An 11808-nucleotide genomic window follows, 5' to 3' on the forward strand; every position below is an offset into this window, starting at 1 on the left:
CGTTAACAGCCTTTCACACAGTATTGATTGATTAGATTATGCAACAGATCGAGGGTTGGAGCGAATTGATCCAGCGCTAAGAACTCATCTGGCTGGTGAGCCTGATCAATCGACCCAGGTCCGAGTACCAGTGTCTGCATCCCCATCTGCTGCAGGAAGGGCGCCTCTGTGCCAAATGCGACCGCTTCCGCTTTGTGTCCAGTGAGTCGTTCGACACATGCCACAAATTCGCTTTCGCTCTGTTCAAACGGAGGGATGCCGGGGAATAGTGAGCGAACACTCAGATCCACTCTGTGCTTCTGCTCTATCGGCTTGAGCCGATCGCTGATTAGGTTTCGCAGTCCATCCATCGACATGCCAGGTAGCGGGCGAAGGTCAAACTCCAACTCACACTGCCCACAGATCCGATTGGGATTATCACCACCGTGGATACAGCCCAAATTCATGGTCGGGACGTCGATTCTAAAGTTTGAGTTCTGATACTTAGACTGAAGCTCGCTGCGTATTGTGAGCAGCTCATTCATCACACCACTCATCGCCTCTAGCGCATTGGCCCCAAGCGATGGATCGGATGAGTGACCCGCTTGCCCCTCAATGCGAACCGCTTCCATCATCATGCCTTTATGCATTCTGATCGGTTTCAGGCTGGTCGGCTCGCCGATCAACGCAGCACGTGCTTTGGGTTTGCCCGCATCGACCAAGGCTCTTGCCCCAGACATCGAGGACTCCTCATCGGCTGTTGCGAGAATGATCAGCGGTGCTTGTAAGGGTGTATCTTTGTATTGCTTGGCGGCTTCAATCGCCAGTGCTAAAAAGCCTTTCATGTCACAGGTGCCCAGCCCATACAGTTTTTGATCACGCTCTTCGACTTTAAAAGGGTCTGATTTCCACAGCTCTGGATCACAGGGCACAGTATCGGTATGGCCAGAGAGAACGAGACCGCCAGGTCCTGTGCCCAAGGTTGCTATTAGATTGGCTTTGCCTGGGTTGTTGGGAACCGGCATCACCTCACATTGAAACCCTAGCGATTCACACCAGCTGTGCAGTAACTCAATGACGCCGAGGTTTGAGTGATCCCATTTCGGTGTGGTTGAGCTGATAGAGGGCACAGCTATCAGTGAACTGATCATCTCTATCGGCTTGGGTGGCATGGGCATGGTCGGCTCTCCATAAATATTTCATCTGACTTTATCCTGTTCCAGTGCGTTGGTCACTGATTCAGAGCTCAAAACTCTTGTACAATGGCTTAAACATCCGCGTTATTGAGAATGGAATCATGTCCAAAGAGCTTGAGTTAAAGTTAGGTTGCCTTCCGACTGTGGCAGCACAGGTCTGCGCACTGCCGTTTTTAAGTGACTTACCCAGTGAATCAAAGCTCCTTCTCAATCTCTACTACGATACGCCGGATGAGTCTTTGAAACGGATGAAAATGGCGCTGCGCATTCGTAAATCTGGCGATCAGTGGCTGCAGACTTTGAAAACGACTGGGATAACCGATGCATCGGGGCTCTCCACTCGTGGTGAATATGAGTGGGTGATCGATGGGCCCAATCTCAAGTTGGATCTTCTAAAGGAGTTGCTGCCCGCCGATCTCGACAGTGACAGCCTCTACCCTGTCTTTTCAACCAACTTTAAGCGCACAACTTGGCTCTATCAACGCGAACAGACGCAGATCGAGATCGCTTGTGATCAGGGTGAAGTACGAACCGGTAATCGTATTGAGCCGATCTCTGAAGTGGAGTTAGAGCTAAAACAGGGCGATGCCAGTGCTCTGTTTGATCTTGCTGAACAATTGACTCGATTGAGCCCACTGTGGATTGGTCAGCGTAGCAAGGCGCAGCGTGGCTGGGAGCTACGATTCGAGCACCCTCCTGCCCCAGAGTTGCCATCGCTTATCATGGAGCGTGGCGATTTGGCTGAGCGTGTTGAGCGCCTCTCGGCCATGACCATCTGTTGGCAGCGCTGTTATGAATTGATTCCAATCACTCTCGCACCAACGGTCATTACCACCCTCTGTTCTGCCCTGGAACAACAGATTGCACTGTTGCGACAGTTAAGTGATTTAGAAGCCTCTGCAGGGCTGCTGAAGGAGTACGAAGCACTGCTTACTCGAGTCATGCCTCTTTATGATTTGGCCTATTTCAGCGGCTCCTCTCCAACCTTTTATAAGACCATTGAAGAGAGATCACGATCGATCTCTGCTGATCTTTTGAATGATCCTTCAATCGGTCAGTTAGCGCTCAGAACGGCTCACTTCATTCGTGAAACGACTCAAGGAGCGGGTGATGAATAAGGTTCTGATCATTAATACCGGTGGCACCTTTGGTATGGTGCTAGGTGAAGCCGGGCTGGCGCCCGCTGCCGATCTTGAATTACGGCTGCGAGAACAGGTACCAGAGTTGGCGCACTATTCATTTGATCTCGTCGACCTGCTTCCCCTCATCGACAGTTCCGATCTTCGTTTAAATGATTGGACGCGCATCTGCGAAACGATCCTATCTGAACAGCATCACTATGCCGGCTTTATTGTGATTCATGGCACGGATACCTTAGCGTACACCGCATCGGCGTTAAGCTTTGCGCTGCTGGGTTTGAGTCAGCCTGTTGTGGCGACGGGATCTCAGTACCCCTTAGGTGTTGAGGGCAGTGATGCGCCAACTAACCTGTTGGATTCGCTTAGCTATCTGGCCCAGCCTGATGTTGAAGGCGTTCGTGTCTGTTTTGGCGGACTTAATCTTCAGGCAAACCGCGTTCGAAAAGTGGATGCTCAGGACTATGTCGCTTTTGAGATGCCAAACGGTGAGATCTCATCTATCCATGAAGCTGCGGTTCCAGAAGTGCTGGGCTACCAAGAGGGCGCAGTCGCGACCCTTTTGATCTACCCCGGAATGTCTGCCGCTATCATGGATGGGCTTCTGACGGATGATCGCCTGCGAGCTGTTGTGTTGTTGAGCTTTGGCAGTGGCAATATTCCAACGACCAGCAGTGACTTTGGCGATGCACTAAGGCGTGCTCATGAGAAAGGTGTGCTGTTGGTCAACATGACCCAGTGTCTGAAAGGTCGAGTCATTCCAGGGGCTTATGAGACCGGAGCTTTGTTAGCAGAGTTGGGCGCATTGCCGGGCTTTGATATGACACCTGAAGCGGCCTTTGCCAAGCTGCACTATCTGTTTGCAAAAGGCTTAGACAAAAAAGCGGTTGAGGCCCAATGGCAACAACCGCTTTGTGGAGAGCTTCAGCCCTGAGAAGAGCTTTAGCCTTCATTGAGGGGTGAAGGCTCTGTATTAGTGCCCCAGAATCTGACTTAGGAAGAGTTTAGTACGCTCGTTCTGTGGATTGTTAAAGAACTCGTTGGGTTCATTCTCTTCCACAATTTGTCCTGCATCCATGAAGATGACACGGTCAGCAACTTTCTTAGCGAAGCCCATCTCGTGTGTCACACACAACATGGTCATACCCTCTTCAGCGAGCTCAACCATGACGTCGAGTACCTCTTTGATCATCTCAGGATCGAGAGCTGACGTCGGCTCATCAAACAGCATGATGTTCGGGTTCATACAGAGGGAGCGCGCAATCGCGACACGCTGCTGCTGACCACCCGATAGCTGGCCTGGGTACTTATCAGCCTGATCAGGAATCTTAACGCGCTCTAGGTACTTCATTGCGATCTCTTCAGCTTCCGCTTTTGGCTTCTTCTGAACCCAGATCGGGCCTAGTGTAAGGTTTTCCAAAATGGTTAGGTGCGGGAATAGGTTGAAGTGCTGGAACACCATACCCACGTCGCGGCGGATCTTCTCGATATTCTTAACATCTTCAATCATCTCGACACCGTCAACCACTAGAGATCCCTCTTGGAACTCCTCTAGGCGGTTGATACAGCGAATGGTGGTCGATTTGCCTGAGCCCGACGGGCCACAGATAACGATACGCTCACCTTTTTTAACACGCAGATTGATATCACGTAGTACATGGAAATTACCGTACCACTTGTTTAGGTTCTCAATAACGATGACATCTTGAGAGTCTGCTGCTGAGTTAGTTGCGGTCATGATTAGTCTCTCTTATCAGTATTCATTTGACGTTCGATGCGGCGAGCAAGCACCGACATGCTGAAACAGCTTCCCCAGAACACGAGGAAGACGAATAGGTAACCTTCAAGCGCATGGCCACCTAGCCAGTAGGAGTTAGACAGAGCTGTCTGTAGTGTTTGAACGACTTCTGGGATGCCGATGATCAACAAGAAGGTTGTGTTCTTAAACAGCATGACAAAGGTAGCCAGAATGTTCGGCATCGACACTTTGATAACCTGCGGCAAGATGATCAACAGGATCTTCTGCCAGTAGCTAAGGCCGATCGAATCTGCCGCTTCGTATTGACCCGACGGGACAGCTTGGAAACCACCACGGAACACTTCTGCCATGTAACCTGACATGAAGAAGATCAATACCAACCAGACACGAATCAACTTATCGACGTTCGTTCCTTCTGCAAAGAAGAGTGGCAGCATGACTGAGCCCATGAAGAAGAGCGACAGTACCGGAACACCACGGAAGAACTCGATAAAGATAACTGAAACGGATCGGATAAATGGCATCTCTGAGCGACGGCCCAAAGCCCACAGGAAGCTGAATGGGAAGGCGACGATAATGCTGGCGGCTGCCATAAAGACGTTGAGCGTAAATCCACCCCAAAGGTCAGTACTGACAACCTCTAGACCTAACCAACGACCATCTAGGATAGCGATACCCACAATCGGTAGTAGTAACCAAGATGTGATGGAAGCTTTCAGGCGAATCGATTTTGGTAGCGTGAATGACGCCGCAATCACCATCACTAGTAAGACTAGGGTTAGGTTGATACGCCATACCTCTTCAACAGGGTAAGTCCCATAGAAGAATTGGTAAGACCAAGCGTTAATAAAGACCCAACAAGCCCCCTCTTTGACACAGGCATCTTCTGTGGTGCCGGTGAAATTTGCCGACCAAAAAGCCCAGTCAAAGATAAGTGGTAGGTAGTAAGCCAACAGTGCAATGACTGAAAGGGTTACGACCGAGTTCGGGATCGAAGAGAAAAGGTTGTCACGCAGCCAGGCTGTAAAACCGACGGTTTTAATCGGTGCCGGGCGGGCTGCAATAGGCTGAAATTCTTTCATTATGCTCTCCTATCGGCTCACCAACGCAACCGCGCTGTTAAATCGGTTCATGAGGAACGAGATCACCATATTGACCACAAAGTAGACGATAATGGTCATAAAGATGGTCTCAATCGCTTGTCCAGTCTGGTTAAGAGCGGTGCCGACAAATACGTTGAATAGATCGGGATAACCGACCGCCGCCGCTAGCGTAGAGTTCTTCACCAGTGACTGATACTCGGAGTTAAGTAGCGGCACAATGACACGCATTGCCTGAGGCACGATGATCAATGACATGATCTTATTCTCACGCAAACCAATGCTGCGAGCCGCTTCTGTTTGACCGTGTGGAATCGATTGCACACCTGCACGCACGGCTTCGGCAATGAATGCACCAGTGTAGACCGACAGCGCAATGGCAAGCGACATCAGCTCTGGGATGACGGTAATACCACCGAAGTAGTTAAAGCCCTTTAGAGCTGGGTATTCAACGGTGAATGGAAAGCCCGTTAACGCTGCAACAATTAATGGAAATAGAATCACCATGGCGATGCTGGTCTTCAGCACAGGGAACTGTTGGCCGGTCAGCTCTTGACGTTTTTTGGCCCAGCGACGCAGTACAAAAATTCCTGCAACGGCAGCGCCTAAAGCGATCCAGACCAAAGATGATAGATCGCCGCCAATCAGTTTAGGTAGGTAGAGGCCGCGAACGTTGAGGAACACAGCTTCGCCTAAACTCAAGCTTTGGCGAGCGCCAGGCAGACTGGATAGAACGGCGAAGTACCAGAAGAACACCTGTAGCAGAAGCGGTACGTTTCGGAAGATTTCTACATAGACCAGAGCAATCTTACGAATCAACCAGTTATGCGAGAAGTGCGCCACACCAAAGATAAATCCAAGTAGCGTCGCGAAGAAGATACCGATGGCCGAGACCAAAAGGGTGTTTAAGAAACCGACAACAAATATTCGTCCGTAGGTGTCGGTCGACTCAAAGGAGATCAACGACATCAAGACATCATAGCCTGCAGCTGCGCCTAAGAAGTCGAAACCGGTTTTGATCCCCGTCGCTTCCATGTTGGCCAGCGTGTTGCCAATGATGGTGCCAAAGAAATAGAGCAACCCAGCGACCAGTGCGATCTGATAGAAGAAACCGCGGATGCGTGGGTTGTTATAAAAGGCGTTGGAGGTGGTTCCGGAGCTCGATTTACGGCTCGCTGACTTAACCTCTTCAATGGTTTTTTGTTTGAACATTGAATTAACCTAAAAATAGAGTGCTTTCACGCAGAAAGGGGCACTGTTGTGCCCCTTTTTAGATCGCTTCGGTTTTAGCGCATAGCTGGTGCGTATAGGATACCGCCATCACGCCAAGACGCGTTGATACCACGTGCTAGCTTAAGTGGTGAATCCATACCCACGTTACGCTCAAACGACTCTGAGTAGTTACCTACTTGAGTGATGATGTTGTAAGCCCAGTCAGCACTTAGACCTAGGTTAGCACCTAGTTCACCTTCAGCACCTAGTAGACGCTTGTTAGCTGGGTTGCCGTTCGCTTTCATGTCAGCTGCGTTTGCAGAAGTGACCTTCTGCTCTTCTGCTTCGATCATTGCGTTTAGAGACCACTTAACAATGTTGAACCACTGGTCATCGCCTTGACGAACTACTGGGCCTAGAGGCTCTTTAGAGATAACTTCGGGAAGAATCACTGCATTGCCTGGGTTAGCTAGACCGATACGAAGTGCCGCTAGCTGAGAACCGTCTGATGTTAGGAAGTCACAACGACCTGATTCGAAACCTTGACGAGTTTGGTCAGAGGTATCGAAAGTAACCGCTTTGTATGACATGCCGTTCTCACGGAAGTAGTCAGCGATTGCAAGCTCAGTAGAGGTACCCGCTTGGATACATGCGTTTGCACCGTCTAGCTCAGTTGCGCTTGATACGCCTAGGTCTTTCATGACCATGAATGACGCACCGTCGTAGTAGTTAGTACCAGCAAAGTTGATACCTAGTGATGTATCACGAGTGTGAGTCCAAGTCGTGTTACGAGATAGCATGTCGATTTCGCCAGACGCTAGCGCAGTGAAACGCTCTTTAGCGGTTAGCGGTTTGTATTGAACAGCTTCTGAATCGCCAAGTACTGCAGCTGCAACCGCACGACACATATCAACGTCGAGACCGCTCCATTTGCCGTTCTCATCTTTTTGAGAGAAGCCTGCAAGACCAGTAGATACACCACAAGTTAGGGTGCCACGGCTCTTAACATCGTCAAGAGTAGCTGCTTGAACTGCACCAGCAGTCATTGTTGCAGCAAGGATAGAAGCGGTTAGTAAAGCTTTCTTAGCCATTATGTAGATCCTCTTTTGAGTAGGTTGTTGTTCTTTTTCCACAGCAACTAGTGTGCCAACAATTTTCAGTGAGTCATTTTCATCGACATTCATCGTTAAAAATTGTCTGAAAGTTACGGTATAACGGGGTGTTTTGATCAAATAATCTTTAATACCCAACGCCAGCACTCTGCTTACTCGTTTAAGATTGTGTCATTCTGACTCAAAGGTCAATACTAAAGTAGGGCTTAAATTGAGATTTTGCACAGTATTGGTGCAATTTGATTTAAGTCCTGTTCCTCTTATAACTGAACGCAGTATATTAGTCCTATTGGCAAGATTTCGGAGTGGTTTGAGTGACAGCGATATTGAATGACTACCTAGAAAAACAGCAGCAAAAGGTTTCAGCAGCAAGAGATCTGCTTGAATCAGATCACAATCGGTTGGCGGAGTTAGATCGAGTGCTATTGGGATCTGACTATGTTGCGGATCAGCTGCAGCGTCATCCCGAATTGATTGAGCAGTTAAACCTTGATGTTGGTGAGCTTCCAACAGGTGCTTTAACAGCGCAAGTGTTGGCGGCTGTTGAAGCTGTGGGGAGTGAAGAGGCACTGAGTGTTGCGCTGCGTCGCCTGCGTCGATTGGCCATGGTTAGAATTATTTGGCGCGACTTGAACCGATTGGCCGATCTAACAGAAACCACCCGGATGCTCTCCGAACTGGCCGATGCCACTACTGATGCAGCATTGAATTGGCTGCACCAAGATCTAGTCAAAGATCTGGGTGAGCCAATGGACTCTGATGGAAATTTGCAACGCATGGCCGTCATTGGAATGGGCAAATTGGGGGCACATGAGCTCAATCTCTCCTCGGATATCGACCTGATGTTTACCTTCCCCGCCAATGGCGAAACCCAAGGTGGCCGCCGTTCACTATCCAACCAAGAGTTCTTTACACGACTGGGTAAAAGATTGATTCGTGTTTTAGATGCCCCCACAGCCGAGGGCTTTGTATTCCGTGTCGATATGCGTCTGCGTCCGTTTGGATCTTCTGGTCCATTGGTTGCCAGTTTTGATGCCATGGAGCAGTACTACCAGACACAGGGGCGTGAGTGGGAGCGTTATGCGTTGATCAAAGCGCGTATCATCGCGGGTGATAAGGAAGCTGGCGCCCAGTTGATGCAGGATCTGCGCCCCTTTGTCTATCGTAAGTACATTGACTACAGCGCCTTTGAATCTTTGCGTGAAATGAAAGGGATGATTGAGCGTGAGAACCGTTTAAAGGGTCGTGAGAATAACGTTAAGTTGGGAGCCGGAGGTATTCGCGAGGTTGAGTTCATCGCTCAAGCCTTTCAGCTAATCCGCGGCGGGCGTGATACACGTTTGCAGCAACGAGAGTTGTGCAACATATTGCCACTTCTCCCAGAGGTAGTCGGCATTCCAGACGTGGTTGTGACAGAGCTAACCCATGCCTACGTCTTCCTGCGTAATGTGGAACATGCGATTCAGGCGCAAGCAGATAAGCAGACCCAAGAGCTACCAGCTGATGATCTCGGTATGCAGCGCCTTGCCTACTCCATGGGCTTTACGAGTCCAGAGGCGCTTTTAACAGAGCTAAATGAGCATCGAAGTCGAGTCTCACAGCACTTTGCAGATGTTATTGCACCAGTGGATCAGGAAGGCAATGCCGAGCAAACTGAGAGCGATGCGCATCTTACGGGCCTCTGGCATGAGGAGTTTGCAGATCAGGAGGCGCTGGCTCACTATCTGACAGAGCTGGGTTACAGCGAAACCGATCGAGCGTTGAAGGCACTGGTATCGCTGCGCCAGTTAAGAACGGTACAGGCGTTGCAAAATGTCGGGCAGGAGCGTTTGTTGGATCTGCTGCCTCGTTTGCTCCGGGATCTGTCGGGCGTGGAAAACGCAGAAGAGACTTTGGAGCGGGTTTTGCAGCTGATTCAAGCTGTAGTGCGTCGTTCAGCCTATCTTCTTCTGCTAGCCGAAAACCCCAGTGCTCGAGCGCAGTTGGTAAAGCTCTGTTCAGCCAGTCCATGGTTTGCAGAGAAGTTAGCTCATCAACCGGTCCTTCTTGATGAGCTGATTGATGCATCATCACTGTTCAATCCACCGGACGCACAAGCTTTATCCAATGAGTTACGACAGCAGTTGATGCGTATCCCAGAGGATGACATTGAGCAGTTAATGGAAGCGCTGCGTTACTTTAGAAATGCACATATTCTGCGAGTGGCTGCTGCGGATATAACTGGTGCTTTGCCTCTGATGAAAGTGAGTGATTACTTAACCTGGCTAGCAGAAGCGATTCTCCAGGCGGTTTTGGAGATCGCATGGCGAGATATGACAACCAAATATGGCACGCCGCAGCGATCGGCAGGCGTTCCATGCGATCAAGACTTTGTCATTATCGGCTTTGGTAAATTGGGTGGGATTGAGCTCTCTTATGGATCGGATCTGGATCTGGTTTTTGTGCATGATGCGCCCAGTAATTTGATGACTGCTGGGGGCAATAAAGAGATAGCCAATGACGTTTTTTTCACGCGTTTAGGTCAGCGCATCATTCATATATTGAATACCTTTACTACCTCGGGTCAGCTTTATGAGGTCGATATGCGTCTGCGACCCTCGGGCAATTCTGGACTCTTGGTCAGCTCCTTGAATGCCTTTGAGGCCTATCAACTGAACGAAGCCTGGACCTGGGAGCATCAGGCTCTGGTTCGTGCCCGTGTAGTGGCAGGGTCGAGTCGACTTAAAGCCGAATTTGAAACGGTGCGTGCTAAAGTCCTTTGTAAAGAGAGGGACACTGAATCGTTACGTGAAGAGGTGATCGCAATGCGTCAGAAGATGCGTGATCATCTTGGCAGTGCAGAGGGTTCAGAGGCGTTCAATATCAAACAGGATGCTGGCGGTATTGTCGATATCGAGTTTGCGGTGCAGTACCTTGTGCTCAGATACGCCAAAGAGTCAGCTGCGCTTTATAAGTTCACTGATAACGTGCGCATTATTGAGGCTCTGGCGGATGCGGGTTATTTGGATCAAACCCAGGCTGAAGTGTTAAGCGAGAGTTATAAAACTTACCGCGCATTAGGCCATCGCCAGACTCTACAAAACGCGAAGGGAGTGGTAACAAAAGATGCCCTGTCTGAGATGCGAGAGGCCGTTTCTAATATCTGGAAAGTACTGTTAGAAATACGCTAAATAAAAAGGGGCTGATGCCCCTTTTTAGTTGAAAATTTATAGGTGGGTTAACCAGCCGTGCGGGTCTTCGGCCTTACCCCACTGAATGTCATTCAGTGCACGACGAAGCTTAACGGTAGTCTCGCCGATTCCACCGTTGCCGACTTTGTACTCTTTATCTTTGTAGATCAGAGTATCTACAGGGGCTAGAACAGCTGCCGTACCCGACAAAGCCGCTTCACAACCCGGTTTTGCAGCACGTTCCAGAAGCTCATCTACTGAAAGCTGGCGCTCTTGAACATCCATGCCTAGATCACGAGCTAATGTCAGAATCGAGTCACGAGTGACACCGTGCAGGAAGCTCTCATCCAATGCTTTAGTGATGATCTGGTTGCCATCAATAAGCAGGAAGTTCGCAGCGCCGGTCTCTTGAACGTCACCACCTGGACAGAAGAGTACCTGATCCGCTTGGTATTGTGCCTTGGCATTTAAGATAGGCCCCATGGCTGCAGCGTAGTTACCACCGCTTTTGATCATGCCCATGTGTGGAGGGCAGCGCATCGCTTCATCGTCGACCAGTAGGCGAAGTGCTTTATCGCCACCTGCGAAATAATCACCTACAGGTGATAGAAGGATGTATTGACATGAGGTAACCGATGGCACCGCCGCTTTACCAATTGCAGGCTCAGTACCAATGTGTGTCGGGCGAATGTACATCGAACCCGGTGGTTCTGGTACATCTGCAGCGTACTGACGAACGATTGACTCGATCATTTGCTGCGTCTGCCCCTTATCAATCTCAGGTAAACCAAGAAGGCGGCTGCTCTGCGCAAAGCGTTCAATGTTCTTGTCCATACGGAAAATTTTGACTGAACCATCAGCATGGCGAAATGCTTTTAACCCCTCAAAGCAGGTGCTTGAGTAGTGCAGCACATGTGCGCCAGGGTGAAATGAGATGGAGTCACTAGCGACCACTTCAGTTGGGCTCCAGCTGTCGCCATCAAACCAAGTTATCGCCATCTCTGGCATAAAGAGAGAACCAAATGCTGCCATGAAAATCTTCCTAAAATTACAACTGTTCTGTTGAGTCGATACAGTGCGCCAAAATTTAATCGATCAATTGTAAGCCATAGAGGGAAAATTGGAATCGATATTTATTAAATTG

The 11808-nt window shown here is 49.6% G+C and carries 9 protein-coding genes; 3 read left to right on the forward strand and 6 right to left on the reverse strand.

What is annotated here, in order from left to right; translation table 11 throughout:
- Positions 1-2: 2 nt before the first annotated feature.
- Positions 3-1157, reverse strand: a complete 1155-nt coding sequence (gene argE / locus XMD564_RS06725) for an acetylornithine deacetylase (RefSeq protein ID WP_173480033.1) — start codon at positions 1155-1157, stop codon at positions 3-5.
- Positions 1158-1276: 119 nt separating this feature from the next.
- On the opposite strand from argE, the gene XMD564_RS06730 reads away from it, so the two are divergent.
- Both XMD564_RS06730 and XMD564_RS06735 read left to right on the forward strand, forming a co-directional pair.
- Complete coding sequence (locus XMD564_RS06730) at positions 1277-2293, forward strand: CYTH domain-containing protein (RefSeq protein ID WP_173508020.1); 1017 nt, start codon at positions 1277-1279, stop codon at positions 2291-2293.
- Positions 2286-3245, forward strand: a complete 960-nt coding sequence (locus XMD564_RS06735) for an asparaginase (protein ID WP_173488968.1) — start codon at positions 2286-2288, stop codon at positions 3243-3245. The genes XMD564_RS06730 and XMD564_RS06735 overlap by 8 nt, the downstream gene beginning before the upstream one ends.
- Positions 3246-3284: 39 nt before the next feature.
- Here the strand turns inward: XMD564_RS06735 and XMD564_RS06740 are convergent, their stop codons facing one another.
- The 4 genes from XMD564_RS06740 to XMD564_RS06755 form a co-directional block, all read right to left on the reverse strand.
- Entirely contained in the window at positions 3285-4049 is a 765-nt protein-coding gene (locus XMD564_RS06740; RefSeq protein WP_173480036.1) for an amino acid ABC transporter ATP-binding protein, read from the reverse strand.
- 2 nt (positions 4050-4051) lie between these two features.
- A complete protein-coding gene (locus XMD564_RS06745; RefSeq protein WP_173482814.1) occupies positions 4052-5152 on the reverse strand; it encodes an amino acid ABC transporter permease in 1101 nt (366 codons plus the stop codon).
- Between the two features lie 9 nt (positions 5153-5161).
- Positions 5162-6382 carry an amino acid ABC transporter permease gene (locus tag XMD564_RS06750; RefSeq protein ID WP_173480038.1) on the reverse strand — a complete coding sequence of 407 codons (1221 nt, stop codon included), beginning with the start codon at positions 6380-6382 and terminating at the stop codon, positions 5162-5164.
- 74 nt (positions 6383-6456) lie between these two features.
- Positions 6457-7473, reverse strand: a complete 1017-nt coding sequence (locus XMD564_RS06755; protein WP_173480039.1) for an amino acid ABC transporter substrate-binding protein — start codon at positions 7471-7473, stop codon at positions 6457-6459.
- Positions 7474-7808: 335 nt separating this feature from the next.
- Here XMD564_RS06755 and glnE point away from each other — a divergent pair, with 335 nt between their 5' ends.
- On the forward strand, positions 7809-10664 hold the full coding sequence (gene glnE, locus XMD564_RS06760; protein WP_173508021.1) for a bifunctional [glutamate--ammonia ligase]-adenylyl-L-tyrosine phosphorylase/[glutamate--ammonia-ligase] adenylyltransferase: 2856 nt from the start codon (positions 7809-7811) through the stop codon (positions 10662-10664).
- A gap of 36 nt (positions 10665-10700) precedes the next feature.
- Here glnE and XMD564_RS06765 read toward each other — a convergent pair whose 3' ends face one another.
- Positions 10701-11756 carry a branched-chain amino acid aminotransferase gene (locus XMD564_RS06765; protein ID WP_371731502.1) on the reverse strand — a complete coding sequence of 352 codons (1056 nt, stop codon included), beginning with the start codon at positions 11754-11756 and terminating at the stop codon, positions 10701-10703.
- Positions 11757-11808 lie beyond the last annotated feature (52 nt).

The organism is Marinobacterium sp. xm-d-564 (assembly GCF_013283345.1).
GTDB lineage: Bacteria > Pseudomonadota > Gammaproteobacteria > Pseudomonadales > Balneatricaceae > Marinobacterium_E.

Bases quoted from the DNA above. Each gene is read 5' to 3' on its own strand.
- XMD564_RS06745 (WP_173482814.1), bottom strand. From the start codon at position 5,152: ATGAAAGAATTTCAGCCTATTGCAGCCCGCCCGGCACCGATTAAAACC.
- XMD564_RS06735 (WP_173488968.1), top strand. From the start codon at position 2,286: ATGAATAAGGTTCTGATCATTAATACCGGTGGCACCTTTGGTATGGTG.
- XMD564_RS06750 (WP_173480038.1), bottom strand. From the start codon at position 6,382: ATGTTCAAACAAAAAACCATTGAAGAGGTTAAGTCAGCGAGCCGTAAA.
- XMD564_RS06730 (WP_173508020.1), top strand. From the start codon at position 1,277: ATGTCCAAAGAGCTTGAGTTAAAGTTAGGTTGCCTTCCGACTGTGGCA.
- argE (WP_173480033.1), bottom strand. From the start codon at position 1,157: ATGCCCATGCCACCCAAGCCGATAGAGATGATCAGTTCACTGATAGCT.
- XMD564_RS06755 (WP_173480039.1), bottom strand. From the start codon at position 7,473: ATGGCTAAGAAAGCTTTACTAACCGCTTCTATCCTTGCTGCAACAATG.
- XMD564_RS06740 (WP_173480036.1), bottom strand. From the start codon at position 4,049: ATGACCGCAACTAACTCAGCAGCAGACTCTCAAGATGTCATCGTTATT.